30 protein-coding genes are annotated in these 25,746 nt (G+C 64.0%); 19 read left to right on the top strand and 11 right to left on the bottom strand.

The window, feature by feature from the left end; translation table 11 throughout:
• The first annotated feature begins 160 nt into the window (after positions 1-160).
• The gene (locus ACZ60G_RS16385) at positions 161-493 is read left to right on the top strand and encodes a hypothetical protein (protein WP_465810937.1); all 333 of its coding nucleotides are present in this window, start codon (positions 161-163) and stop codon (positions 491-493) included.
• Between the two features lie 118 nt (positions 494-611).
• On the opposite strand, the gene ACZ60G_RS16380 is transcribed toward ACZ60G_RS16385, so the two are convergent.
• The 4 genes from ACZ60G_RS16380 to ACZ60G_RS16365 all read right to left on the bottom strand — a co-directional run bounded on the left by ACZ60G_RS16380 (position 612) and on the right by ACZ60G_RS16365 (position 5,473).
• Positions 612-908 (bottom strand): HigA family addiction module antitoxin, encoded by a 297-nt coding sequence (locus ACZ60G_RS16380; protein WP_465810936.1) that lies wholly within the window; start codon positions 906-908, stop codon positions 612-614.
• Positions 909-923: 15 nt separating this feature from the next.
• Entirely contained in the window at positions 924-1,205 is a 282-nt protein-coding gene (locus tag ACZ60G_RS16375; protein ID WP_465810935.1) for a type II toxin-antitoxin system RelE/ParE family toxin, read from the bottom strand.
• An 88-nt stretch (positions 1,206-1,293) separates the two neighbouring features.
• Complete coding sequence (locus tag ACZ60G_RS16370; RefSeq protein ID WP_465810934.1) at positions 1,294-3,330, bottom strand: M13 family metallopeptidase; 2,037 nt, start codon at positions 3,328-3,330, stop codon at positions 1,294-1,296.
• Between the two features lie 97 nt (positions 3,331-3,427).
• Positions 3,428-5,473, bottom strand: coding sequence for a M13 family metallopeptidase (locus tag ACZ60G_RS16365; protein ID WP_465810933.1), 2,046 nt, complete (start codon positions 5,471-5,473; stop codon positions 3,428-3,430).
• A gap of 344 nt (positions 5,474-5,817) precedes the next feature.
• Here ACZ60G_RS16365 and rplN point away from each other — a divergent pair, with 344 nt between their 5' ends.
• Genes rplN through ACZ60G_RS16345 form a run of 4 tightly spaced genes read left to right on the top strand, consistent with a single transcriptional unit; the run spans position 5,818 to position 7,260 of the window.
• A complete protein-coding gene (gene rplN / locus ACZ60G_RS16360) occupies positions 5,818-6,186 on the top strand; it encodes a 50S ribosomal protein L14 (RefSeq protein WP_040686591.1) in 369 nt (122 codons plus the stop codon).
• A gap of 1 nt (position 6,187) precedes the next feature.
• Positions 6,188-6,505: a 50S ribosomal protein L24 gene (gene rplX / locus ACZ60G_RS16355; RefSeq protein WP_040686592.1), complete on the top strand. Its 318-nt coding sequence runs from the start codon at positions 6,188-6,190 to the stop codon at positions 6,503-6,505.
• Position 6,506: 1 nt separating this feature from the next.
• Positions 6,507-7,070, top strand: coding sequence for a 50S ribosomal protein L5 (rplE, locus tag ACZ60G_RS16350; protein ID WP_062983164.1), 564 nt, complete (start codon positions 6,507-6,509; stop codon positions 7,068-7,070).
• Between the two features lie 4 nt (positions 7,071-7,074).
• Positions 7,075-7,260 carry a type Z 30S ribosomal protein S14 gene (locus ACZ60G_RS16345; protein WP_062983162.1) on the top strand — a complete coding sequence of 62 codons (186 nt, stop codon included), beginning with the start codon at positions 7,075-7,077 and terminating at the stop codon, positions 7,258-7,260.
• Between the two features lie 112 nt (positions 7,261-7,372).
• Here the strand turns inward: ACZ60G_RS16345 and ACZ60G_RS16340 are convergent, their stop codons facing one another.
• On the bottom strand, positions 7,373-7,588 hold the full coding sequence (locus ACZ60G_RS16340) for a hypothetical protein (RefSeq protein WP_465810932.1): 216 nt from the start codon (positions 7,586-7,588) through the stop codon (positions 7,373-7,375).
• A gap of 58 nt (positions 7,589-7,646) precedes the next feature.
• Between ACZ60G_RS16340 and ACZ60G_RS16335 the strand changes: the two genes are divergently transcribed.
• Entirely contained in the window at positions 7,647-8,927 is a 1,281-nt protein-coding gene (locus tag ACZ60G_RS16335) for a Fic family protein (RefSeq protein ID WP_465810931.1), read from the top strand.
• A gap of 78 nt (positions 8,928-9,005) precedes the next feature.
• Here the strand turns inward: ACZ60G_RS16335 and ACZ60G_RS16330 are convergent, their stop codons facing one another.
• The gene (locus ACZ60G_RS16330) at positions 9,006-11,777 is read right to left on the bottom strand and encodes an ATP-binding protein (protein WP_465810930.1); all 2,772 of its coding nucleotides are present in this window, start codon (positions 11,775-11,777) and stop codon (positions 9,006-9,008) included.
• Positions 11,778-12,052: 275 nt separating this feature from the next.
• Between ACZ60G_RS16330 and rpsH the strand changes: the two genes are divergently transcribed.
• From rpsH to map, 9 genes are all read left to right on the top strand, one after another.
• A complete protein-coding gene (gene rpsH / locus ACZ60G_RS16325; protein ID WP_062983150.1) occupies positions 12,053-12,451 on the top strand; it encodes a 30S ribosomal protein S8 in 399 nt (132 codons plus the stop codon).
• Between the two features lie 14 nt (positions 12,452-12,465).
• Positions 12,466-13,005: a 50S ribosomal protein L6 gene (gene rplF / locus ACZ60G_RS16320; protein WP_063046900.1), complete on the top strand. Its 540-nt coding sequence runs from the start codon at positions 12,466-12,468 to the stop codon at positions 13,003-13,005.
• 2 nt (positions 13,006-13,007) lie between these two features.
• Complete coding sequence (gene rplR, locus ACZ60G_RS16315) at positions 13,008-13,415, top strand: 50S ribosomal protein L18 (RefSeq protein ID WP_465810929.1); 408 nt, start codon at positions 13,008-13,010, stop codon at positions 13,413-13,415.
• Positions 13,416-13,446: 31 nt separating this feature from the next.
• Positions 13,447-14,109 carry a 30S ribosomal protein S5 gene (gene rpsE / locus ACZ60G_RS16310; RefSeq protein ID WP_063046902.1) on the top strand — a complete coding sequence of 221 codons (663 nt, stop codon included), beginning with the start codon at positions 13,447-13,449 and terminating at the stop codon, positions 14,107-14,109.
• A 2-nt stretch (positions 14,110-14,111) separates the two neighbouring features.
• Positions 14,112-14,291: a 50S ribosomal protein L30 gene (gene rpmD / locus ACZ60G_RS16305; RefSeq protein WP_387295143.1), complete on the top strand. Its 180-nt coding sequence runs from the start codon at positions 14,112-14,114 to the stop codon at positions 14,289-14,291.
• Position 14,292: 1 nt separating this feature from the next.
• On the top strand, positions 14,293-14,736 hold the full coding sequence (gene rplO / locus ACZ60G_RS16300; protein WP_063046903.1) for a 50S ribosomal protein L15: 444 nt from the start codon (positions 14,293-14,295) through the stop codon (positions 14,734-14,736).
• A gap of 137 nt (positions 14,737-14,873) precedes the next feature.
• Positions 14,874-16,196: a preprotein translocase subunit SecY gene (gene secY / locus ACZ60G_RS16295; RefSeq protein WP_465810928.1), complete on the top strand. Its 1,323-nt coding sequence runs from the start codon at positions 14,874-14,876 to the stop codon at positions 16,194-16,196.
• A complete protein-coding gene (locus tag ACZ60G_RS16290; RefSeq protein WP_465810927.1) occupies positions 16,193-16,738 on the top strand; it encodes an adenylate kinase in 546 nt (181 codons plus the stop codon). Before secY ends, ACZ60G_RS16290 begins: the two co-directional genes overlap by 4 nt.
• A gap of 6 nt (positions 16,739-16,744) precedes the next feature.
• On the top strand, positions 16,745-17,542 hold the full coding sequence (gene map, locus ACZ60G_RS16285) for a type I methionyl aminopeptidase (protein ID WP_063046906.1): 798 nt from the start codon (positions 16,745-16,747) through the stop codon (positions 17,540-17,542).
• Positions 17,543-18,286: 744 nt separating this feature from the next.
• Here map and ACZ60G_RS16280 read toward each other — a convergent pair.
• The 3 genes from ACZ60G_RS16280 to ACZ60G_RS16270 form a co-directional block, all read right to left on the bottom strand.
• A complete protein-coding gene (locus ACZ60G_RS16280; protein ID WP_465810926.1) occupies positions 18,287-18,658 on the bottom strand; it encodes a hypothetical protein in 372 nt (123 codons plus the stop codon).
• An 85-nt stretch (positions 18,659-18,743) separates the two neighbouring features.
• Positions 18,744-19,970, bottom strand: a complete 1,227-nt coding sequence (locus tag ACZ60G_RS16275) for a fatty acid desaturase family protein (protein ID WP_465810925.1) — start codon at positions 19,968-19,970, stop codon at positions 18,744-18,746.
• A gap of 21 nt (positions 19,971-19,991) precedes the next feature.
• Entirely contained in the window at positions 19,992-20,165 is a 174-nt protein-coding gene (locus ACZ60G_RS16270) for a hypothetical protein (RefSeq protein ID WP_465810924.1), read from the bottom strand.
• 274 nt (positions 20,166-20,439) lie between these two features.
• Here ACZ60G_RS16270 and ACZ60G_RS16265 point away from each other — a divergent pair, with 274 nt between their 5' ends.
• On the top strand, positions 20,440-21,162 hold the full coding sequence (locus tag ACZ60G_RS16265; protein ID WP_465811147.1) for a TetR/AcrR family transcriptional regulator C-terminal domain-containing protein: 723 nt from the start codon (positions 20,440-20,442) through the stop codon (positions 21,160-21,162).
• 11 nt (positions 21,163-21,173) lie between these two features.
• On the opposite strand, the gene ACZ60G_RS16260 is transcribed toward ACZ60G_RS16265, so the two are convergent.
• A complete protein-coding gene (locus ACZ60G_RS16260) occupies positions 21,174-21,902 on the bottom strand; it encodes a TetR/AcrR family transcriptional regulator C-terminal domain-containing protein (protein WP_465810923.1) in 729 nt (242 codons plus the stop codon).
• 495 nt (positions 21,903-22,397) lie between these two features.
• Here ACZ60G_RS16260 and ACZ60G_RS16255 point away from each other — a divergent pair, with 495 nt between their 5' ends.
• Together ACZ60G_RS16255 and ACZ60G_RS16250 are read left to right on the top strand one after the other, a co-directional pair.
• On the top strand, positions 22,398-22,781 hold the full coding sequence (locus ACZ60G_RS16255; RefSeq protein ID WP_465810922.1) for a DUF5994 family protein: 384 nt from the start codon (positions 22,398-22,400) through the stop codon (positions 22,779-22,781).
• Positions 22,782-22,822: 41 nt separating this feature from the next.
• Positions 22,823-23,272, top strand: coding sequence for a DUF5994 family protein (locus tag ACZ60G_RS16250; RefSeq protein WP_465810921.1), 450 nt, complete (start codon positions 22,823-22,825; stop codon positions 23,270-23,272).
• A gap of 17 nt (positions 23,273-23,289) precedes the next feature.
• Here ACZ60G_RS16250 and ACZ60G_RS16245 read toward each other — a convergent pair whose 3' ends face one another.
• On the bottom strand, positions 23,290-24,381 hold the full coding sequence (locus ACZ60G_RS16245) for a glycosyltransferase family 4 protein (protein ID WP_465810920.1): 1,092 nt from the start codon (positions 24,379-24,381) through the stop codon (positions 23,290-23,292).
• 247 nt (positions 24,382-24,628) lie between these two features.
• Here ACZ60G_RS16245 and ACZ60G_RS16240 point away from each other — a divergent pair.
• A partial coding sequence (locus ACZ60G_RS16240; RefSeq protein WP_465810919.1) for a glycosyltransferase occupies positions 24,629-25,746 on the top strand: 1,118 nt, incomplete at its 3' end.

Below are 25,746 nucleotides of genomic sequence, written 5' to 3'. Positions count from 1 at the left end.
CTGTCATGTCATCTGTTGTGAACCTATTGAACGTACCGCTATATAGCGGTACGTTAAATGACGTCAATAATGATCCTCTCGTCCGGGAGGCATCGACGTCGAACCCGTGAGTACGCGGGTCTTCGCACGACTGACGCATACCGAATTGAGGTTAGTTCCGATGAATCAAAAGAGTTCCGCCGGACGCGTCCGCCCCATGGTCGCCCGCATCGCCATCACCTCCGCCCTGGCCCTGGCCTCGATCGCCGCGGTCGCGGGCCCTGCGCTCGCCGATACGACCGACACCCAAGGTCCGGCGATCGTGCTGGTGGATCAGGCCGAAGACATCCACGGCCACCACGGCTATGGCGGTTTCGGCGGCTATGGCGGTTTCGGTGGCTGGGGCAACGGCGGCTGGGGCCACCGCAGCTACCCCGGCTACCCGAGCTACCCCGGCTACTACCCCGGCTGGCCCGGCTACTTCCCCCGCCCCTCCACCGGCAGCGCCTTCTGACCCGAGTCGCCTCGGCGGCGAACCCTATTCGCTCACAAGCGTTTCGCCACGAAAGAAGCCCGGCTCCGCATCCGGGCTTCTTTCGCGCAACGGACGGTTTCGCGGACTGGTTCGATGACTACGCCGACTTCAGCGGTGTAATGGCGGCCAGCACACTGGCGAGTCGAATGCGTTCGACCTCGATGTCGTACCGGTCCTGGAGGTTGAGCCAAAAGCGCTCGCTGGTGCCGAAGTATCGCGCCAGTCGCAATGCCGTGTCTGGGGTGATGCGGCGCTTGCCGTGCACGATCTCGTTGATCCGGCGGGGCGGTACATCGAGCGCGACTGCTAGGCCGTTCTGGGAAATCCCCAGCGGCACGAGGTACTCCTCGTTGAGGATTTCTCCCGGGTGAATCAGGTCCATCGCCGTTGCCATATCGCCGTCCGCCTTTCAGTGATAGTCAACGATCTCGACGTCACGCGGCCCCGCATCGGTCCACCTGAAGCGGATTCGCCACTGTTGGTTGATGCGAATGCTGTGCTGGCCCTCCCTGTCGCCGGTCAGCTTCTCGAGGCGATTTCCTGGCGGCACTCGCAGATCGTTGATGTGATCGGCGGCGTCCAAGATCAGTAGCTTTCGGTAGGCGGACCGTTGTAGTTCGAGGCTCAGTCGTCGGCATCGTTGCCGGGTCCACACGTCTTCGGCGTCCTTGCCTGTGAACGTCAGGATCACGTCATCCACTATAACGCTTCGCGTCATAGCTGGCGATAGGCCCCGCTTCGCGGACCTGGTCCGATAACGAGGAAGGCCGGCCTCCGGCTCAGAGGGTGATGCGCTGGTTTTCGGGGAGGAAGAGTTTGTCGCCTTCCTGCACGGTGAAGGTGTTGTAGAACTGGGCGATATTGCGGACGATCTGGTTGCAGCGGAATTCGTTGGGGGCGTGGACGTCCTGGAGCAGGCTGATGGTTGATTCCTCGGTCTGCTTTTCGCGCCAGCTGCGGGCGTAGGAGAAAAACATCTGCTGGTAGTCGGGCTCGATGCCGTCGCGCTTGGCGGCGATGCGGTAGGCCTCGACGGCGATTTGCAGGCCGCGCAGATCGGCGAGGTTTTCGCCGACCGTGAGTGCGCCGTCGACGTGGTATTTGGGATCGAGGCCCTCGGGGACCAGCACGTCGAATTGATCGATCAGCTGTTTGGTCTTGGCCTCGAATGCGGCCAGGTCCTCGGGTGTCCACCAGTCGCTGCGATTACCGCTGGCGTCGTATTTACGGCCCTGATCGTCGAAGCCGTGGCCGATCTCGTGGCCGATCGTCGCGCCGACCGCACCGTAATTGACCGCGGTCGTCGCGTCCTTGTCGAAGAACGGCGGCTGCAGATAAGCGGCGGGGAAGGTGATCTGGTTGCTGGTGGGTGAGTAGTAGGCATTGACGGTCTGCGGCGACATACCCCATTCGGACTTGTCGACCGGAGTGCCGAGCCGGTTGAACGCCTTCCTGGATTCGAAAGCATTGACGGCGCGCAGGGATTCGATCAGCTTGCCCCGGGTGATCTTCAGCGCGGAGTAGTCGTCCCACTTATCCGGATATCCGATCCTGGCCTCGATCTTGTCCAGTTTGACGATCGAGGCGTCCCTGGTCGGCTTGGACATCCAGGTCGAATTGGTGAAGTTCTCTCGATAGGCGGCCATGAGGTCGGCCACCATCTCCTTGGCCCGATCCTTGGCGGCCGGCGGAAAGTGCTTGTCCACATACAGTTTGCCGAGTTGGTCACCGAGATTGTCGTCGACGACGCCGACGCCGGACTTCCAGGTCTCCGGCCGCTCCTCGAGTCCGCTGAGCACCTTGCCGACGAAATCGAACCGCGCGTCGCGGATCGCCTTCGGCAGGAATCGGGCGAACTCCGCGACCACATTGGCCCGTAGATACTCTCGCCACAGCGCGATATCGGTATCGGCCCACAGTTGCGCGGCCGCGGTCACGAACGACGGCTGCGCCACCACGATCTTGTCGAACAGCGAGCGCGGCCGATCGGTATTGCCCGCCATCCACGGATCCCAATCGAATTGCGGTCCGAGCGCGACCAGATCGTGCCAGCCCATCACGTTGTAGGTGGCATCGGTATTGCGATTGCGCACGCTGTCCCAATGCGCCGCCGCGATCTTGGTCTCCAGATCGACGATGCGCTGCGCGATCCCCGCCGGATCGGCGAACCCAGCGCCCGCGGACATCTTCTCGAGGTAGGTCTTGTAGCCCGCGAGCTGCTTGGCGTATTCCGGCTTGCGGTAGTACTGCTCGCTCAGCGTGATACCCGACTGGCTGATGGTGGGGATATAGGAATTGGAGTCCTTGCGGTCGATGCCGACTCCGATACCGATCAGCCCGGCGATCGGCAGCTCGGCCATCACCTTGGCCAGATCCGGTTTGGTCGCCGCGCCGTCGATCTTGGCGAACAGGTCGGTCAGCGGTGTCATGCCGAGCGTTTCGAAGGCGGCCTCATCGAGGCGCGCATCGTAGAGATCGCGAATCTGCTGCGCCTCCGAACCCGGCTTCGGATCCTTGATGCCCTCGATGATCTCGCGCAGCTGATCCAGCGTCCGGTCGCTCGCATCGCTGATCGCGCCGACCGCGGCCTTGTCCGGCGGCAGCTGGTACTCCCGCAGCCACTTGCCGTTGACATGCCGGTACAGATCGTCCTGCGGCCGGATCGCCTCGTCCGCACCACCCATATCGACCGCGGTGAGCTGCACCTGATGCTCATCCTTCGAGCAGGAGACCAGGGCGACGGCCGCGGGCACCACCCCGAGCGCGATCAGGAAGGCACGACGGTCCAGCTGACCGAGACGACCGGTTGATGTCACGAGGATTTCCTCTCCCGATGCGGTCCCGGCCGCATCCTCGTCAGGCGCGATAGTGCTGGCCCGAGGCTACCTGTCTCCGGCGTTGCCAGCCCGTCGATCAGAGCGAGACCCGCTGGTCCATGGCCAGGTACAGCTTGTCGCTCGGTGCGACGGCGAAGGTGGTGTAGAAGTCGTCGATATTGCGGACCACCTGGTTACAGCGGAACTCGTTGGGTGCGTGCGGATCCATGGCCAGTCGCAGTTCCATGTGCTGCTTCGTCGATTTCTCCCGCCAGATCCGGGCCCAGGACAGGAACAGTGTGCGGTTGTCCGGGTCGCCCTTGCTGTCACGTTTATCGGCGATGCCGAGGGCGGCCACGGCGATACCGAGACCGCGCAGATCCGCGAGATTCTCGCCGACCGTGAGCGCGCCGTCGACGTGCTTGCTCGGGTCGAGACCGGCCGGGACCAGCGCGTTGTACTGATCGATGAGCTGCTTGGTCTTGGCTTCGAATGCGGTCCGGTCCTCGGGCGTCCACCAGTCGCGCAGATTGCCGTCACCGTCGTAGCGCGAACCCTGATCGTCGAAGCCATGTCCGATCTCATGACCGATAACCGCCCCGATCGCGCCGTAATTGACCGCGGTCGCGGCATCGGAGTCGAAGAACGGCGGCTGCAGAATGGCGGCGGGAAACGAGATCGAATTGGCATTCGGGTTGTACTGGGCATTCACCAGCTGCGGCGACATTTGCCATTCGGACTTGTCGACCGGGGTGCCCAGGTGCGCGAAACCGCGCATGGTCTCGAAACGCTGTGCGGCGCGGACGGATTCGATCAACTTGCCGCGTGTGATCGTCAATCCCGAGTAGTCGATCCAGTTGTCCGGATAGCCGATCTTCGTGACGATCTTGTCGAGCTTCGCGATGGCGGCCTGTCTGGTCGGCGGTGACATCCAGGTCGAATCGGTGAAGTCGGCCCGGTAGGCGGATATGAGATCGGCGACCATCGCCAAGGCGCGCTCTTTGGCCGCTGGCGGAAAGTGTTTGTCCACATAGAGTTTCCCGAGCGGCTGGCTCAGGTTCGCGTTGACGGTCGCGATACCGTCCTTCCACAGCTCCGGACGCTCCTGTGACCCTTGCAGCGCCTTGCCGACGAAATCGAATTCGGCATCGGCAATGGCCTTGGGCAGCAGCGATGCGAACTGTTTGACCACCGTCATGCGCAGATACTCCCGCCAGGCCGCGATATCGACCTCGGCCCACAGCTTTCCTGCCGTCGTCACGTACGACGGCTGGCCGACCACCACGCGATCGAACAGTGCGCGTGGTCGGTCGGTATTGCCCGCCAGCCACGGCTCCCAATCGAATTGCGGTGCGAGCGCGGTCAATTGGGCCCAGCTCATCGGGTTGTAGACGGCATCGGGATTACGCAGCCGAACATCGTCCCAGAAGCCGGTGGCGATCTTGGTCTCCAGTTCGAAGACCCGTTGGGCGGTACCTGCCGGATCGGGAAAGCCCGCGCCCGCGGCGACGCGTTGCAGATAGGTCTGATACGCGGCGCGCTGCTCGGCGTATTCGGGCTTGCGGTAATACTGCTCGCCCATATTCGAGTCGATACCGGACTGGGAGATGTCGGCGACGTATTCGGCCGAATTCTTCTGATCGACCCCGACGGACAAGCCGATGAGCCCGCCGATCGGCAGCCCGCCCATCACCTTGGCCAGATCCGGTTTGGTCGCCGCGCCGTCGATCGCCGCGAACAGATCCGCCAGCGGGGCCACGCCGAGCCGCTCGATTTCGGCCAGATCGACCCGGGCGTCGTAGAGATCGCGGATCTGCTGCTCGGTGGTTCCGGCCTTCGGCTCGTGGATGCCGTCGATGATCGCCCGAAGCTGTTGTTCGACCCGATCACCGACCTCGTCGAAGGTGGTGTACGACGACTTGTCCGGCGGCAGCTGATAATCGCGCAGCCAGCCGCCGTTGACGTAGCGGAACAGATCGTCCTGTGGCCGAATCGCCGGGTCCTCGCCCCGCATATCGACACCGGTGAGCCGCACCGACTGCTCGCGCGAGCAGGAGACCAGCGCGGTGGTGGCCGGAATCACACCGAGTGCGATCAGAAAGGTGCGGCGACCGACCCGGGTGGGACGCGCAGACGAACTCAACGAAACCCCTATTCAGCGATGATATGGAATGTGCACAGCTCATCCGGTGATCTTGCTTGTTCCGAGGGTAGTAACGGGACGGCCCGAGAGCACTGATCCACGCGGGTTTCACAGCGGAAGTTCAGCCTGTGCCTGCGGGCCCCGATTTGGGACCGACCTGGGGATTCCCCTACACTGAACCGGTTGCCCGCGGGAGCTGTGCCCGCAATCCGGCCACGAACCCCCAGTGGTTGATCCATCCGATCGAGAAAACCGCTGGCAGGCGCGCGTTCGGGTGGTGACACGACCATGCCCGTCGGGTCGGCAATCCGGCGTGCGTATACATCCAGGTCAAGGAGGCTGAAGTGATTCAGCAGGAGTCGCGACTGCGCGTCGCCGACAACACGGGTGCGAAGGAAATCCTCTGCATCCGCGTTCTCGGTGGTTCGTCGCGTCGCTATGCCGGCATCGGCGACATCATCGTCGCCACCGTCAAGGACGCTGTCCCCGGCGGCAACGTCAAGAAGGGCGAGGTCGTCAAGGCCGTCGTCGTGCGCACCGTCAAGGAGCGTCGTCGCCCGGACGGTTCGTACATCAAGTTCGACGAGAACGCGGCCGTGCTGATCAAGGCGGACAACGACCCGCGTGGCACTCGTATCTTCGGCCCGGTCGGCCGCGAGCTGCGCGAGAAGAAGTTCATGAAGATCGTTTCGCTGGCTCCGGAGGTGCTCTGACATGAAGGTGCACAAGGGCGACACGGTGCTCGTCATCTCGGGTAAGGACAAAGGCGCCAAGGGCAAGGTCATCCAGGCCTACCCGAAGGAGAACCGGGTCCTGGTCGAGGGCGTGAACCGGATCAAGAAGCACGTTGCCAACTCCACCAACCAGCGTGGTGCCTCCTCGGGCGGCATCGTGACCCAGGAAGCTCCGATCCACGTGTCCAACGTGATGGTCGTCGACTCCGACGGCAAGCCGACCCGCGTCGGCTACCGGGCGGACGAGGAGAGCGGCAAGCGGGTCCGGATCTCCCGTAAGAACGGGAAGGACATCTGACATGACCACCTCTGAGAAGACTCAGCCGCGTCTGAAGGCGCGCTACCGTGCCGAGATCAAGGACGCGCTGAACAGCGAGTTCAACTACGCCAACGTGATGCAGATCCCGGGCGTGGTCAAGGTCGTCGTGAACATGGGTGTCGGTGACGCCGCGCGCGACGCCAAGCTCATCAACGGCGCGGTCCGGGACCTGGAACTGATCACCGGTCAGAAGCCCGAGATCCGCAAGGCCACCAAGTCGATCGCGCAGTTCAAGCTGCGTGAGGGCATGCCGATCGGCGCGAAGGTCACCCTGCGCGGCGACCGCATGTGGGAGTTCCTGGACCGCCTGGTCTCCATCGCGCTGCCCCGTATCCGCGACTTCCGCGGTCTGTCGCCGAAGCAGTTCGACGGCAACGGCAACTACACGTTCGGCCTCAGCGAGCAGTCGATGTTCCACGAGATCGACGTGGACTCCATCGACCGCCCGCGCGGTATGGACATCACCGTGGTGACCACGGCGACCAACAACGAAGAAGGCCGTGCCCTGCTCAAGCACCTCGGCTTCCCGTTCAAGGAGAACTGAGCACATGGCTAAGAAAGCACTGGTCAACAAGGCCAACAGCAAGCCGAAGTTCGCCGTTCGCGCCTACACCCGCTGCCAGCGCTGCGGCCGCCCGCACGCGGTGTACCGCAAGTTCGGCCTCTGCCGCGTGTGCCTGCGCGAAATGGCGCACCGCGGTGAGCTCCCGGGCGTGCACAAGAGCTCCTGGTGAGCTCGCGCTCCTCGTGAGCGCACCCGCACGAAACTGAACAAGGGCACGGCCTCCACTGGAGGCCGTGCCCTTGCGCGTTTATCCATTCTTGGCTGGAAGCCGCTCGCGGTCCCTAGCGGCCCGGAAACGCCCAGAACCAGTTGATGTAGTCAACGCGTTGATCGGGCGTTTCCTCGTCGAATACCACCAGCCGTGTTCCGCCGAGGAATTCGAGGCCGTTCGGTTCAGGCGGGCGAATCGGATCCAGCAGCGATGTGTCGGCGGGCGAACCTTCGACCCATCCGCCCTGGTAGGTAGTGCGCTGAGTGTCCAACACCGGATTGAACACATGCGCTTTAACGCCTCCTTATTAAAGGTTTACTGTTAACCTTTAATAAGGAGGTCTCATGGCAAAGTTTGTGCGGCTGCGCTGGACGGGCAACTGGGATGGCAGCGGTCTGTCTCGGCGAGATCGTGGCTCTGGAACCTATCAGGCGTATCTGCCCGATCCCTTGGTCGGCCGATCCATCGTTCTGGCCAGCGAGACCGCCGCTGATGTCGTTGATGCCGAGGTGGCCATTGCCCGGCTTGACACCGAAGCAAAAGCACTGGTCGAGACGGAGGCGTTGTCTCGATTGCTGCTGCGTGCCGAGGCTGTCGCCTCGTCGCGGATCGAGGGGCTGGAGATCGGTGCTCGCCGACTTCTGCGCGCTGAGGCGGCGCGGCAACTGGAGGGCGAATCCTCCGATGTGACGGCCACCGAGGTGCTGGCGAATATTGACGCGATGGCGGTGGCGTCCAATGCGATCGGTCGCGGCGAGCCGATCGGCGAAGACGTTCTGCTCGAGGTTCATCGCCGACTGCTGGCAGGCACGAAACTCACACACCACGGGGGATGCCTGCGTGACGTGCAGAACTGGATCGGCGGCAGTTCTTTCAACCCCTGCTCGGCCGCTTTCGTTCCACCGCCGCCGGAATACGTGCCCGCGCTGATGAAAGACCTGATCGACTTCTGCAACAGCGACGACCTGCCCGCCGTCGCCCAAGCGGCAATCGCGCACGCCCAGTTCGAAACGATCCACCCGTTCATCGACGGAAATGGCCGAACCGGCCGAGCGTTGATCCATCTCGTTCTCCGCCGCCGCGGCGTGGCCGAACGCGTCGTAGCACCCGTGTCGCTGGTTCTCGCCACCTGGAGCGACAGCTACATCGACGGTCTGAATCGCTTCCGGCACAGCGGTTCCGCCGACTCGGTGCAGGCCACCTACGACTTGAATACCTGGGTGGCACGCTTCGCCGCAGCGTGCACTCGGGCCGCCGAGGACGCGGCTGCTTTCGAGGTGAAAGCTGCTGCCCTGCAACAATCATGGCGGGATCGTGTCGCGCCGGTGCGGGCGAACTCCGCGCTGGATCTGCTCCTCGGCAAGCTCATCGGAGCCCCGATTCTCACCGTCTCCACAGCGGCCACGCTGATCGGGCGTAGTTTTCCCGCTACGAACGCCGCCGTCGAACGATTGACCGAAGCCGGAATTCTGCGCCAGCTCACCATCGGCCGCCGCAACCGAGCCTTCGAGTCACCCGAGGCGATCGGCGCGTTCACCGCCTTGGAACGGCGACTCGCCAGCCCGGATGGGGACACGCGGACATCGGACACGGCACGCCCGGTACCGCGCCGGCCCATCGGTTAGAAGTACCTCCGCCGCGGCCATTCGCATGATTTGCCCTGGTTGCGGCGGCTCTGGGTGCCGCAAAGGTTCATGTACGGATCAGTGGGGCATGGCGGTGGCGATTTCTCGGCGGGAGCGGATGTCGAGTTTGGCGAGGATATTCGAGACGTGCGACTGAATTGTGCGGCGGGACAAGAACATTTGAGCGGCGATGTCGGTATTGGACAGGCCCTCGGCGACCTGAGTGGCGACCTTGCGTTCGGTGTCGGTCAGTGCGGCCCAGCCGGATTTGGGGCGGTTGCGGGGGCCGCGGACGCCGCGGCGGATTCCGTATGGGCGCACCCGGGCTACCGCGCGGGCGGAATCCCAGGATGCGCCGAGAGCGGAATACAGTTCGACCGCGGTGTCCAGGGCGTTGCGGGACTCAGGTCCGCGCTCTGCTGCGGCGAGTAGGACGGCGGCGTTTTCGTGTGCTTGGGCTTCGAACAATGGGCGGCCGGATTGTTGGAAGGCGCGGGCGGCCGCAAGGAGGGCGTCGGGATCGGAGTCGGCCAGGCCGCGGCACAGCAGGGCGGTTCCGGTGCGCGATGCGGTCGGCTGTCGCGTGAGCAGCAGCTCCGCGCTCGCGGCTACCGTCCGGGCCGCGTGCACGTCGCCGATTTCCGCGGCCAGGCGGGCGATATCCGGATAGATGTAATGCAGTGTGGCTGAGGCTAATCCGTCGATAAGGCGCTTGTGCGTGTCGACGAGTAGTTCCAGCGCCAGGTCGGGGCGGCCGCGGGCTTCGTGTGTCAGTGCCTTGACCCATGGATGGAAATGCGCGTAGCCGATATTGCCCGGGCGATCGTCCGGCGCGGGCAGGCCGTCGGGATCCGGCAGGAAGGTGCCGCGGCGAATTCCGATGAGCGCGGCGACGGTATGCGCGACTGTCGCGTAACCGAGCACATCGGGGGTTTGCATACTCGCCGTGCATTCGGCCAGCGCGTCGTCCCAGCGCCCGCCCACCAGATACATCCGCGCCTTGGCCACCAGGTTCGAGGACAGATAGACACCGCGGAAGCGGCGGTTGCGCCCGATGGCTGTCTGCAAAACCTCCTCGGCGTCGCTGAGCCGGTCGAGTTCGATCAGGCAGTGGGCGTAGAGCGCGTACGGATCGAATTGGTCGGGTCCGGTTCCGTCTTCGAAGAGGGCCGGGATCCGCGCGCTCAGCTCCAGCGCTTCGTCGAGCCGGCCCTGGGTGTAGCGCACCGCGCCCACCGCTGTGAGCCCGTATCCGGTGGCCAGCCGGTTCCCGACGCTCTCGCCGAGTACCGCGGCTTGCCGACCGGCCCGCTCGGCCGCGGCGAACCGCTCGAGAAAGAAATTGCCGAGACCGGACATGCCGAGAAAACGGGCGGCGTCCTCGGCGGCGAGTTCCATGGTGGACAGCACCTCCTCGGCCAGCGCGACGGCGTCGGTCAATCGGGCCTGGGCTTGATAGATCTGGGCGAGCAGCCAGTGAAGTTCGATGTCCGGCTGTGTGAGCAACGCCTCACGCACCACCGATTCGGCCTCGGCGGCGTTCCCATCCCAGAGCAGGGCCTGAATTCTCAGTCGGATCAGTACCGAACGCATTCCAGCATCGAGATCTGGTGCAGTAGCGACGCGGCTCAGCAATCGTTTCGCCAGCTCGGGCGCGCGAACGATCAGCTTGTCGGCGACATTGACCAGCCAATCGAGGCTGGTCCCATCCAATTCGCGATCCGCGACCGACAAATAATAGGCAACCCGCTCGATCGGCGCATTGGTCGACTGGAGCGCCTGTCCGGCCTGCCGGAGCAGATCCGACCGTAGTGAAGCAGGTAGCCGATCCGCCAGCGCATGCCGGATCAGATCGTGCCGAAACACCAACTCGGAGTCGACGCGGATGAGCAGTCCGCCCTCCAGCGCCTCGGTGACAGCGCTCCAGGCATCCAGAATTGGGATCTTCAACACCACCGCCAGGTCCGCGACATCAATGGTCGGACCGAGGGCCGCGGCCATCGGCAGCACATCTCGCGTCGGACGGGACAGGAAGTCCAGCCGCTGCGTAATCGCCTCGGCCAGCGACGCGGACGGGTTCGCGACAGCAGCGCCTGCCGGATCGGCAGTGTCGGCGATCACCCTGATCGCCCCGTCGCGCACCAAAGCGGCCACCAATTCCGTGACATGCAGCGGATTCCCACCGGCCTCGGCCATCTTTTCCAACAAGCGAGGACCCGGTTCGGCACCGACCAGATGACGCACCAGTTCCGCGGCATCGGTAGCGGGCAGAGCGCCGAGCCGCAGCACCGGGGCCTGCCGTGCCACCAGTTCGGCCGACAGTGCGGCGAAGCCCGGATCGTGCGGAAGTGGCCGGGCCGCGAGCACCAGCAGCAGCGGCAATTCGTCGACGAGAGTGCAGAGCCGGTGCAGCAGCGCCAGGCTCGAACGATCCGCCCAGTGCACATCGTCCATGACCAGGGCAATCGGGCCCGCCGCGCACCAGCTATCGATCTGGTCCAGAATCGCCTCGGCAATGGCGAGTTCATGGGTCGCCGCCACATCGCCCGCGCGATCTCCGCTGCGCAGCGCGTTGATCGGGGAGGTCGTGCCCACGTCGTTCAGCCAGGAGCGGACCCCCGCGAACGGCACACCCTGCCGCAACTCCTCGGCTGCACCGACACGGATATGAAGGCCCGCTGCCGCCAATGGAATCCGCGCCGCTTCCAGCAGCGCCGATTTGCCGATCCCCGGCTCGCCCTCGATCAGAACGACGCACCCGCGACCGGCGGCCGCCCGCTGACCGAGTGCCGCCATACTCGCTAGTTCGGCTTCGCGACCCACGAAAGCGGTCGCGAGACAATCCTGCACGCGGGTGAGTGTAAGGGGCCGGACCCGGATTTTGTCCTGGTAGCGACCTTGCCTACACTAGAGCGGTTGCTCGGGCACTTCTGTGTCCGCATGTCCTAGATGCGCTGTTGCATCGACGTGTGGACGGCCCTCGCACCGAGAGCTCATATGAGAACTCAATCCGGTCGGCAAATGTCGGCCGGACCGCCGAATTGCTGTAGGCCCACGGCTGGCATGCCTATTGGTGTGCCGGTGTTGCATGGGAACCGCAGCGAGAAAGGTGTCAAGGTCGAACTATGACCATGACTGATCCGATCGCAGACTTCCTGACACGTCTGCGCAACGCCAACTCGGCGTACCACGATCAGGTGAAGGCTCCGCACTCGAAGCTCAAGGCGAATATCGCCGAGATCCTCAAGCGCGAGGGTTACATCGCCGACTACCGGACCGAGGACGCGACCGTGGGTAAGACCCTCGTCGTCGACCTCAAGTACGGCCCCAGCCGTGAGCGCAGCCTGCAGGGCCTGCGCCGCGTGTCGAAGCCGGGTCTGCGTGTGTACGCGAAGTCCACCAACCTGCCCAAGGTCCTGGGCGGCCTCGGCGTGGCGATCATCTCCACGTCGACTGGTCTGCTCACCGATCGTCAGGCGGCCAAGCAGGGCGTGGGCGGCGAAGTCCTCGCCTACGTCTGGTAAGGGAGGTAGGACAAATGTCGCGTATTGGTAAGAAGCCCATCGCCATTCCTGCCGGTGTCGAGGTCGCCATCGACGGCCAGAGCGTGTCGGTGAAGGGTCCCAAGGGCACCCTGACCCACCTCGTCGCCGAGCCGATCACCGTCACCAAGGGTGAGGACGGCCAGCTCGAGGTGGCCCGCCCGGACGACCAGCGCCAGAACCGCTCGCTGCACGGCCTGACCCGCACCCTGGTCTCGAACATGATCGAGGGCGTGACCAAGGGCTACGAGAAGAAGATGGAAATCTTCGGCGTCGGTTACCGTGTCGCGGCCAAGGGCTCCAACCTGGAGTTCGCCCTCGGCTACTCGCACCCGGTGCCGATCGAGGCCCCGGAGGGCATCACCTTCGCGGTGGAATCGCCCACCAAGTTCTCCGTGTCCGGAATCGACAAGCAGAAGGTCGGTCAGATCTCCGCTGTCATCCACGGACTGCGTAAGCCCGATCCCTACAAGGGCAAGGGCATCCGCTACGCCGGCGAGGTCGTTCGCCGCAAGGTCGGAAAGACGGGTAAGTGATCATGGCGCAAACCGAAAATCAGAAGGCCAAGCGCATTCCGCGTGGCAAGGACGTGTCGACGACGCGTCGTCTGTCGAAGACCCGCCGTCACTTCCGTCTGCGCAAGAAGGTCGTCGGCACCACCGAGCGTCCGCGTCTGGTGGTCAACCGCTCCTCGCGTCACCTGCACGCACAGCTCATCGACGACTCGCTCGGCAAGACCATTGCCGCCGCGTCCTCGATCGAGGCCGATGTGCGCGCACTGGACGGCGACAAGTCGGCCAAGGGCAAGAAGGTCGGCGAGTTGCTCGCCGAGCGTGCCAAGGCCGCGGGCATCGAGGCTGTCGTATTCGACCGTGGTGGTCACGACTACCACGGCCGCATCGCGGCGCTCGCCGATGCCGCTCGCGAAGGTGGGTTGAAGTTCTGATGACTGCAAACATTTACGGAAGGAACGTCTGATGCCGGGACGTCAGAGGCGTGACGGCGGCAACGGACCCGCCGGACAGCAGAATGGTGCCGCCGGTGGCGGCGACAGCCGTGACGGCCGCGGCGGTGGCCGCGATCGTCGTGGCGGTGGTGACCGTCGTGACCAGCAGGCCGACAAGAACCAGCTCGAGCGCGTCGTCGCGATCAACCGCGTCTCCAAGGTCGTGAAGGGTGGTCGTCGCTTCAGCTTCACCGCCCTGGTGATCGTCGGTGACGGCAACGGTCTGGTCGGCGTCGGCTACGGCAAGGCCAAGGAAGTTCCCGCGGCCATCCAGAAGGGTGTCGAGGAGGCTCGCAAGGGCTTCTTCCGCGTCCCGATGATCGGCTCGACCATCACCCACCCGGTGCAGGGTGAGGCGGCGGCCGGTGTGGTCATGCTGCGTCCGGCCTCGCCCGGTACCGGTGTGATCGCCGGTGGTGCGGCGCGCGCGGTGCTGGAATGCGCTGGTATCCATGACATTCTGGCGAAGTCGCTCGGTAGCGACAACGCCATCAACGTCGTGCACGCGACGGTTGCGGCGCTCAAGATGCTGCAGCGTCCGGAAGAGGTCGCGGCCCGCCGTGGTCTGCCCCTCGAGGATGTTGCCCCTGCGGGCATGCTGCGCGCACGCGCTCAGGCAGCGGGAGGTCGGTAATTATGGCAGATCTCAAGGTGACCCAGATCAAGTCGTCGATCGGCGCCAAGGCGAACCAGCGGGAGAGCCTTCGTACGCTCGGCCTGCGCAAGATCCGCCAGACCGTGGTTCGTGAGGACAACCCTGCGAACCGTGGGCTGATCAACGTCGTGCGCCACCTCGTAACAGTTGAGGAGGTCTGACATGACCATCAAGTTGCATCACCTGCGTCCGGCTCCCGGCGCCAAGACCGAGAAGACCCGTGTGGGTCGCGGTGAAGGCTCCAAGGGCAAGACCGCGGGCCGCGGTACCAAGGGCACCAAGGCTCGCAAGAACGTCCCGGCCGCCTTCGAGGGTGGGCAGATGCCGATTCACATGCGGCTGCCCAAGCTCAAGGGCTTCACGAACCGGTTCCGCACGGAATACCAGGTCGTGAACGTCGGCGCGATCGCCAAGCTGTTCCCCGAGGGCGGCGCGATCGGCAAGGCGGAGCTGGTGGCAGCCGGCGCGGTTCGCAAGAACCAGCTGGTCAAGGTTCTCGGCGATGGCGAGATCGGCGTCGCGGTCCAGGTGACCGTCGACAAGGTGACCGGCGCCGCCAAGGAGAAGATCACCGCGGCCGGTGGCACTGTCACCGAGCTGGGCTGACGGTACTCTGCAGATAGCGCACCGGACGAGTGAAGAGCTCGTCCGGTGCCACTGTTAGAGTTCAATTGTTGTCTGCCAAGCCTCGTCATGGGTTTTCTATATCCGTGGCATGACCATGTCGTTCGCCAGGAGGATCTGTGCTTTCCGCCTTCGTATCGGCCTTCCGGACTCCGGACTTACGGCGGAAGATTCTCTTCACGCTGGGGTTGATCGCGTTGTACCGCTTGGGTGCTTCGCTGCCGTCCCCCGGTGTCGATTACAAGAGCGTGCAGGAATGTATCGACCTGGTCTCCGGCGGTGATTCCGCCGGTATCTATCAGCTGATCAACCTGTTCTCCGGTGGTGCGCTGCTGCAGTTGTCGGTCTTCGCGATCGGCATCATGCCCTACATCACCGCGAGCATCATTATCCAGCTGCTCACCGTCGTCATCCCGCGCTTCGAAGAACTGCGTAAAGAAGGCCAAACGGGCCAGAACAAGATGACGCAGTACACCCGCTACCTCTCGATCGCGCTGGCGATCCTGCAGGCCACCGGTCTGGTCGCGCTCGCGGCCCGCGGTCAGCTGCTGCAGGGCTGCCAGAAGGACATCCTGGCCGACACCAGCATCTTCGGCATGGTGATCATCGTGCTGGTGATGACCGCCGGTGCCGCACTGGTCATGTGGTTCGGCGAGCAGATCACCGAGCGCGGCGTCGGTAACGGCATGTCGCTGCTGATCTTCGGCGGTATCGCCGCGCGTATCCCGAACGAGGGCAACAACATTCTGCAGAACCGCGGTGGACTGGTCTTCGGTCTGGTCTGTGTGGCCGCGTTCGCGATCGTCACCGCCGTCATCTTCGTCGAGCAGGGCCAGCGCCGAATTCCGGTGCAGTACGCCAAGCGTGTGGTCGGCCGCAAGATGTACGGCGGTTCCTCGACCTATCTGCCGCTGAAGGTCAATCAGGCCGGTGTCATTCCGGTGATCTTCGCGTCCTCACTGTTGTACCTGCCGAACCTGGTCGCGCAGCTGACCTCCTCGAAAACCGCCACCGATAAGAGTTGGTGGCAGGAGATCATCCAGAAATACCTGGTGAACCCGGGCAATCCCGCATACATCGCGATCTACTTCGGTTTGATCGTGTTCTTCACCTACTTCTATGTCGCGATCACCTTCAACCCGGAGGAACGCGCGGACGAGATGAAGAAGTTCGGCGGCTTCATCCCCGGGTATCGCCCCGGTAGGCCCACCGCCGACTACCTCAATTTCGTATTGAGCCGCATCACCCTCCCCGGCTCGATCTACCTCGGTCTCGTGGCCGTCCTGCCGAACCTCTTCCTCGATATCGGCGCGTCCGGTGGCACCCAGAACCTTCCGTTCGGTGGCACCTCGGTGCTGATCATGGTGAGCGTCGGCTTGGACACCGTGAAGCAGATCGAAAGCCAGCTGATGAATCGAAATTACGAAGGGTTCCTCAAGTGAGACTTGTACTGCTCGGACCGCCGGGAGCCGGCAAGGGCACCCAGGCCGACCTACTGTCGGACAAACTGGGCGTCCCGCACATCTCCACCGGGGACCTGTTCCGCACCAATATCTCCGCCCAGACGCCGCTGGGCCGGGAGGCACAGAAGTACATCGACGCAGGCGATCTGGTACCGAGCGATGTGACGAACCGCATGGTCGAGGCTCGGGTCGCCGAGCCGGATGCCGCGAACGGCTTTGTGTTGGACGGCTACCCGCGCACGGTCGATCAGGCCGACGCGCTGGAGAAGATCCTCGCGGATATGGACAAGAAGCTCGACGCGGTGCTCTGCTTCGTCGTGCCCGAGGAGACCGTGATCGGCCGGATGATGGCGCGCGGTCGCAACGACGACAACGAAGACGTGATCCGCAACCGGCTCCGGGTGTACCGCGAGGAGACCGAGCCGCTGCTGGAGCATTACGACGGTCTGGTCGTCTCGGTCGACGGTGTCGGTGAGATCGACGAGGTCAACGAACGCGCGCTGCGCGCCCTGGGACACTGAGGCCGGATGGTCTTCAACCGCAAGAAGAAGGTCGTGCCGTTCCGGACGGCAGGCGAACTGGATGCGATGGCGGCGGCCGGTGCGATTGTCGGCCGCGCACTCGTCGCGGTGCGCGCGGCGGCCAAGCCCGGTGTTTCCACCCTGGAGCTGGACGAGATCGCCGAGCAGGTGATCCGCGATGCGGGCGCGGTGCCGTCGTTCAAGGGTTATCACGGCTTTCCGGGTTCGATTTGCGCATCGGTGAACGACCGTGTGGTACACGGGATTCCGACCTCGTCCGAGATCCTGACCGAAGGTGATCTGGTCTCGATCGACTGTGGCGCGATTCTCGAAGGCTGGCACGGTGATTCGGCCTGGACCTTCGGTGTGGGCACGATCATCGAGGCCGATGAACTGCTCAGCGAGGCCACCAAGATGTCGATGGAGGCGGGTATCGCGGCCATGCTGCCCGGCAACCGGCTGACCGACGTCTCGCATGCCATCGAAATGGGTACGCGCGCGGCCGAAAAGGAGCACGGACGGTCCTACGGCATCGTCGACGGTTACGGTGGGCACGCCATCGGCCGGGAGATGCATATGGATCCGTTCCTGGCCAACGAGGGTGCGCCAGGTAAGGGGCCGAAACTCGTGGTCGGATCGGTGCTCGCGATCGAGCCGATGTTGACGTTGGGCACTACGCAGACGAAGGTGCTCGATGATGACTGGACCGTGGTGACGTTGGACGGGAGTCGGGCGGCGCACTGGGAACATTCGGTTGCGGTTACCGAGGATGGGCCGCGGATTCTTACAGTCCGTCCGGAGTAGGCACCGGACACTGGTCGGTACCGGCCATTCTCGGTACCGAACATTGCTGGGTACCCGACCTTGGTTGGTGCCGTACATTTCTCGGCACCATGGGCGTCGTACTTTTGGCGGCATCGTACGTTTGGAGTGCCGTACGTTATCGGTCTCGAATTCATAGCGCCGCACATTTCGGCACCGCAGTTCGAGCGCGCCGTACATTTCCGGCGCTGTGCCAGTCGTACGGCACCATACGTTGATCGGTGCCGTACGTCGCATCGGCACCATACGTTTGTCGGTGCCGAATAGCCGCCCGTGCGAATGACTTTCGCATCGCCGGAGTCTCGGGTCCGGCGGCCGTTACCTTGAATGTGTCGTGGATCGGCGACTCTATCCGACTCCGAGTTCGGTGACGTCGCGCGGCGAGGATCCGAGCCGCACCGACGCCCGCAGGAACGTAAATGTCTGGTATGCAACGGCTTCGGACACAATGCGTCCGCTGCCTGCCCTGACGTTACCCAGCTCACGCTGGATCGGTGTCGTCGTTCCTTGCACCCGCGCTCATGCGTCTTACCGCAACCCGGGGGTCATCCAGGGGATCGACCGCAAACCACAATGGCGATGATTTCTCCTCCGATTCGTGCTGAACCTCAACGATGGGAGAAGCGTATGGCCCGGGGTGGGGTGCTCACCCGAGTAGATAGCTACTCGAATTCCCTTGTGGGATTGCGTAGTTCTGCGGCGAACAGTGATCGTTCGATGGGCGCATCAGAGGCGGCGATACGGGTCTCCGTACAGCTCAGGGGCGGTGCTGCGGCGTGCGTGGCGCACCGAGTAGGTAGCGACTTCCGCTAGACCGCCGCGCCGCTCAATTCGGCTGCGGTGTTCGGGTATCGACCGGGCGGCGTACGGTGCGGATGACGTCGGTGTGGATGGGGAAGTCGAATTCGCGGCCGCTGTCTCGGGCCTGCTGTGCAGGTAGTCGGAGATTCGTTCGAGCAGCTCGTTGCGTGCCTGTGTGGGGATGACCAGTGTGTGCGAATGCGTTCCGATTGTCGCGGTGAGGGATTCGGCGGTACGGCGCTGGCGGTGGGGAAAGTCGGCCCGCTCGAAGTTCTCGAACGACGGATGTGCGGGCATTCGCGCGGGCAGCAGTTTCCTGTGACGGGGGCGACGCGGCCGTCCGAGTTACCTTGTGCAACTGCGCAACTGTGGGAGGTGCCAGTTAGCGGACGAGCGCACGATTGCTGGCTAGTCGTCGCAACGCCGTGCGCAACCCGTGGCGTCCCGGCGTCCGGTCGGCGTCGACCGCCGTGCACGAATCGATTCCCTTGAACTTATATTCGGATGCGGTTTCGGGTGCGTCGTCGGAGTCGGCGATCAGGAGGCTGTCGGGCAGCGCCAGTTTGTGGATGGTGCGCAGTGTCAGCAGATATTGGTGCAGTAGTGGACCGGTGGTGTACGGCAGATCGTATTTGTCGCACAGCGCCCGCACGCGCAGGGCGATCTCGGCATAGCGGTTGCTCGGCAGGTCGGGGAAGAGATGGTGTTCGATCTGGTAGCAGAGGTTGCCGCTGAGGAAGGCCAGTATTGGGCCCGCGTCGAAATTTGCGGTGCCAAGCATCTGGCGCAGATACCACTCCGGTTTGGTCTCGTGTTCCAGGACGGTCGGTGCGAATTTCTCTGCGCCGTCTGGGAAATGCCCGCAGAAGATCACCAGATAGGCCCATAGGTTGCGCAGGACATTGGCGCTGGTGTCCGCGGCCAAGGTGCGCCGCCAGCGCCGCCCGCTGAACGCGGGGAACAGCAGATAGTCCTTGCCGGTTTGCCGGGCGATCTTGCCGAGGAGCGCTCTGGTCTGCATCGCCTTCTGGGCCGGGGTCGCCGCTCGGAGGTGTTCGGAGTCGAGGCCGTGCAGCGCGATACCCCACTCGAAGGTGGCCGCCAGCAATAGATTCAGCAACGGCTGCAGCAGATTCCCTGGGCGCCAACGGTCGTCGCGGGTCACGCGTATGACACCGAATCCGATATCCTCGTCCATGCCGAGCACATTCGTGAAGACGTGATGGCGATAGTTGTGCGAATAACGCCACTGCGACGACAGACCCGCCATATCCCATTGCCAAGTGCTGGAATGGATTTCCGGGTCGTTCATCCAATCCCATTGGCCGTGGCCGACGTTGTGGCCGATCTCCATATTTTCGATGCACTTCGCCATCGCCAACCCGGCGGTTCCCAAGATCCAACCGGTCCGCTTGTGACTGAGACTGATCATCAGCCGTGACGCGGCATCCAGTGTCCGTTGAAAGGCGATCGTGCGGCGGATGTAGGCCGCATCCCGCGCACCGCGCTGATCGGTGATGTCGTGGCGAATCGCATCGAGCTCGTCACCGAGTGCCTCGATATCGGTCGCGGTCAGATGCGCGTAGACCGCGACCTGTGTGATTGCCATTCCTCATGCCCCCCGATCGGGTTAGCGTTTGAATGCGTCCCGCAGCGATTTCGAGATGCGCTCGACCACATCGTTGGGGCGCTTGCCGCCAATGTCGGTCCGACGCCGACTGTCTTCGTCCGGTTTGGCGAGCAGTTTCCGCAAGCTTGTGCGGACTGCCCGAACCTGCTGCGCGACCTTGTCTTCGATCGTCATCGGAATATTCCTGTCTCCGGATTGCGCAGTCTCGGTCGCGGACAGCCGAGACCGGCTGACCGGCCGCTGCGGTCTCCGATATATCCACAGCATATGGCGTATCTACGCCTCCTGTCTACGGCGTAGGCTTACGTCGTTAACAGTTGTGCTGTTTCATCGAGAGGCGCTGAATCAGGTGAACGGAATCAAGGAAGGACCCATCGGTTCCCCCCAGGGGCTGGCAGGTCGCGCGCACCGCGCCAACGCCGGGAATACTCCATTGACCAGGGCAGCGATGCTGGCGGCCGCGCTCGAGATCATCGACCGCGACAGCGTCGACCGGCTATCGATGCGACGCCTCGGCGCGGCGCTCGGCCGGGACCCCATGGTGCTCTACCGGCATGCCGCGAATAAGGCGGCGCTGCTCGATGGTGTCGCCGAGATCGTGTTCGAGCAGTTGACCGTCGACACCACCGACCGCGACTGGCGCCACCAACTGCGCAGCGTCGCGCGGAACTTCCGCCGTCTCGCGGTCGAGCACCCGAATGTCGTTCCGCTGCTGGTCACCCACCCGCTGGCCACCCCGCTCGGGCTCCGGCCGGCAGGCACGCTGCGTCCACTGGAGGAGATCCTCGTGCTACTGACCCGCGCCGAATTCAGCGGCACCGATGCGCTGCACATCTATCGTGCGCTGTTCGGCTTTCTCTATGGCCACATCCTCAACGAGCGACAGGAGCTCGTCGAACGCCCTGAAGAGACAACCGACCTGCTGCGTCTGGGCTTGCACCGCCTTCCGATCGGCGAATTCCCGCTGCTGCGCAGCCTCGCCACCGACCTGGCCGCCTACGACGGTGTCGCCGAACTCGAACAGGGCCTGGACATTTTGCTCACCGGCCTCGCCGCCACTATGACCCGGCCGCCACGTGGTCGAGAGAGGGGTTTCGACCACGTGGCGGCCGATGCCGAAATGATTGCAGCACAGCAACGTTGGGACTTCGAAGGTGGGGCTGGGGCCTGAGCGGCAAAAGATCATCGCCCCGGGCCGGACAGTGTCTGCGCGAGTCCGGTGAGCAGGATGTCCAGGCCTCGTTCGAGTTCGGATGCGCCGTCGTAGGCGGCCAGCACCGGAGCGAGCTCGCGCAGCAACGGGAACTTCGTGATGGGCAGCCGATGCAGTCCGAGTCGCAGCACCTCGTCGGTTTCCTCGGGATGCTCCACGATCTCCTGCAACTCGTTGAGCACGTGACCGTAGAGAAAGCCGAACAATGCACGGTAGATGTGCAGGGCATCCGCACCGGAAAACCCGGCGCGGGTGAGCAGTGCGAGGATGTCCTCGAGCGGACGGACCACCGCCTGGGGACGCAGCCCCAATGGTGTCGCCAACGGCCGGGTCACCAGCAACGGTACCGCCTTCGGGTGGGCCAGTGCCAAGCGTCGGAAATCGCGTGCGACCACTCGCAATTGAGCGGCCCAGTCCGCGGCGGAGGCATCGACCGACAACTGCGCGAAGACAACCTCGGCGACGCCGTCGAGCACCGCGGCTTTATTGGCCACATGCCGGTAGACCACCATCGGATCCCGGCCCACCGCGTCGGCCAGCCGCCGCATCGAGAGTCCGTCGATCCCGTCCCGATCGACGATCTCGAGCGCCGCGTGCAGCACCGTTGCCCTGGTCACCGGACCGCTGCCCCGGCCTGCGGTCGCCCGGGCGGGCTGCCCGGATCGGGAGTTCGTGTGATCGGTCGGTGGTTCGGTCATTTCGAAGCATTCTCCAGTCCTCAGCATCTTCGCTGTAGGTCATGATCGTAGACCTACGGTGTTGACATCACGGCGTAATCGGCGTCTACTGGAAGAACCAACAGATCTGAGGATCTGATGCGGTCGCAATCGGCCCCGGTGACGGCACCCCGAATCGGCACTCCACGGAACCGAAACCGGGTCTCCGCTTATGACCATCCTCGGAGGCGTTCTCCTGATCATTGGATCCTCGCAGGTATTCCAGAGATCATGACCGCAGGCGTCATCGTCGGTCATCGGATTGGTGCTCACGCTCGCGGGCACCAGCGGCCACCCATCCGCGGTCGACGTCACTTCTACTGACCGTCCAGACGGCACGCGGGCACCGTCGCGATATACCCGCGACGCCCAGCAATCGGCGGGCACCACGGCAGAAACAGGAGCACCATCATGTCACCGAAAAAGATCCGCGCACCGGCCGCTCGACATCGCGTCCCGCCGGAATACACGCCTCGATTGAGACTGAAGCCGAAGACCGAACGCGACGGATATATCGATGGCGCCTGGTGGCCGCGATCCGGCGAACTGACCGCCGAACTGCCAGATCTCCTGGCGGTCCTATCGGTGGGGCTCGGTCCGGTCTGGCGCGTCGTCTATGACCCCGCGTGCTGGTCGCGCGCACCCCAGCAAATGACCGTCGCCAACCGCACGGTCCGGCTCGATCCCTATCGCTTCGAGCGGTGGAACACGATGTTCGTCTTCGGTCGCGACAGCGGCTTGATCGTGCTCCGGGTAATCCCGTCGGCCACCGCCGAGGACACCGCGCATGCGGCCCTGATGGCCGCCGTCAAACCCGAATCGGCGACCTTGGCCGCCAGTGGAATCGAGACCAGATCATGACTCACATCACGGCGCCCCGCCCGATAACCAATCACCGGGACATGGCCAGGAACATCGGCCCGCCCCTACGCAACCTGCAACCGTTCCGGATACCTACCCGCACGCCACGCCTGCTGCTGCGTCGAAGCGGCTCCCGCTCGGGGCAGGTCGATGGTGCATGGTGGCCGTGGACGGCCAATCTCACCGCCGAACTGCACGACCTGATCAGCGTCCTTACCCCACGCCTCGGCCCGACCGTGCGAATCGGCTTCTGCTGGAACGCGGTCAGCCTCGCCCAACGCCGCATCGACCATGACGACGGCATCCGACTGCACGGACCAAGCGCTGCCCAACCACACGATGTCATGCATCTGGTGGGCGCCGGCGGCACTCATCTGGCCCTGCTGGTCATCCCCGCCGACACCCCGCCCGATCAAGCGAACAGTCGGATGCGGTCGGCGTCACGAACCGGGACAACGCACCAAGGAGGCACCCGGTCTGGGGCCCAATAGCGCTGAGGCGCTGTCGGTTACAGTCCGGCGTGGGAGAACAGTCCGGGCGAGCCGATGGCCTGTTGCGCCACCGGCTCGGCCGATTCGGTGCGAGGTCCGGAATCTCGTACGATCCGCTCGAATAGCGCTAGGTAGGCATCGATCATGCGATCAGCGGTGAAACGTTCGAAGACGTCGTCCCGGCAGGCAGCACGGTCGAGTCGCCCGAGGTCCGATACCGCCGCGACCGCACCCGCGACATCGGCGACGAGGAATCCGGTGCGGCCGTGGCGGATGATCTCGGCCATCGAACCCAATGGTGTTGCGATGACCGGTGTCCCGGTTGCCATGGCTTCGACGACCGACAGGCCGAACGGCTCGGCGAAACCGATCAAATGCAGTAGTGCGCGGGCGCCACCGAGTAGCGCGTCTCGCTCTGCCGGGCCGACCGGACCGAGATAGGTCACATCGGTGCCGGTGAGGTGCGGTTCGACCGCTGAATGGAAGTATTCCTCGTCTTGAATCACTCCCGCGATGATCAATGGCAGTCCGGCCTGGCGCGCCACTTCGATCGCCAGGTGCGTGCCTTTGTCCGGATGAATTCTGCCCAGAAAGAGCAGATATTCGCCGTGCTCCGGCCGGAATGTGAACTGGGCGAGATCGATACCGTGATGAATCGTCGCGGCGTAGCGCAGATCCGGGTCGCGATCGGCATCGGTGACTGCCACATAGTGGGCGATGTCACTGAATTCCCGATAAACCGGAACGATTTTCGGGGAGGAGAAGCCATGAATCGTCGTCACCATCGGTGTGGACACCAGCCTGCTGTAGGTCAGCGGCATGAAGTCGAAATGGTTGGCGAGTATGTCGAATTCACCGGCTCTGGTGAATGCCGCCGAATTATGCAGCGCTTCAAAAACTTTCGCATCCGCGCCAGCCGTCTCCTCATACCCCGACGGGACGGCGGAGATCAGCCGCGCCGAAGTCTCGGAGTCCGCCGTCGCGAACAGTGTGACATCGTGTCCACGCGCTACGAATCCCTCGGCCAGCGTCGAAGCGATTTGCTCCCACGGGCCATAGTTTTTCGGAGGTGTACGGTGCGCGACCGACGCAATAACGCCGATTCTCATAAAATCCTCGATTACTGGCGGCAATGCCGCCGAAAGCCGCCCCAGATGTGGGCGAACATGATGCGGCGATCATATCACACCAATTTTCGCCGATCCGAGTGTTATGCTCGAGACCTGGTTGCCGATCCCTTCGTGTCTTTTTCCCGGAGTGGGATTCTCAAGCGCTTCAGCGCAACACGATCAGCCAATTGAGTGGCTGCAGACAGCGGCACCGTCGGCGCTGCCTCGAAGCAGAAAGGCTGGCGTAGTGTCGGCTCGGTCCTATGGCGTTCTGAGTACCTATTCACCGACCCAGTGCGGGCTGGCGACCTTTACCGGCGCACTCGTCGATGCGTTGACCGCGCCCGGCGAAATCGGTTCCGTGCCGGTCGATTTCGTGCGCCGTCCGATCGTCGGCGTCGTTGCCGTGGTCGACGGTCCGGATCCGGCACCGCCACCTGAGGTGGCACATCAGTGGGAGCGCAGCGACCACCGCGGCGCCGCCGCCGCAGCCATCGCACTCAACCGCTTCGATATTGCGATCATCCAGCACGAATATGGCATCTATAGTGGGCGCGACGGCGTCGATATTCTCGAAATCGTTCGCGCCCTTCGGGTTCCGACCATCGTCGTGCTGCACACGGTGCTGGTCACCCCGACCCCGCAGCAGCGGATGATCCTCGAGCAGCTCACCGGCAGTTGCACGGCCGTCGTCACCATGACGAACACGGCCCGCCGACGACTCATCGACCACTACGCGGTCGACCCGGCCAAGGTCCGGGTGATTCCGCACGGCGCCACCGACAATCGCTGCGGACGGCCCGGCGACCAACACCAGCCCATCTCCAGGACACCGGTCATCCTGACCTGGGGACTGCTCGGCGAGGGCAAAGGCATCGAATGGGGCATCGACGCGATGGCCCACATCGCCGACCTGCGCCCGGCCGCACAGTACCGGGTGGTGGGACAGACACATCCGAGAGTGCTCGCGCGCCACGGTGAGTCCTACCGCACCGGCCTCGTCGAGCGCGCCGAGCGCCGCGGTGTCGCCAACGCCGTGCACTTCGACGCCCGCTACCTGTCCAACGTCGAGCTGTACCGGCTGATCCGGCAGGCCGATGTCGTTCTGCTGCCCTACGATTCGCGTGAGCAGGTGACATCCGGCGTGCTGATCGAGGCAGTCGCGGCGGGCAAACCGGTGATATCGACCGACTTCCCGCATGCCGAAGAACTGCTGTCGAGCGGCGCGGGCATGCTCGTCGATCGAGAATCACCGACCGAGATCGCCACTGCGCTGCGCCGCGTGATCACCGAACCCGGCCTAGCGGCGGGCATGCGAGCCGAAGCGAAACGCATCGCACCAGAACTGCTGTGGACTTCGGTAGG

It is taken from the genome of Nocardia sp. NPDC102475, assembly GCF_055584605.1.
Note: the sequence above shows the minus strand (reverse complement) of the source record. Positions and strands in the feature narration are given on the sequence as shown.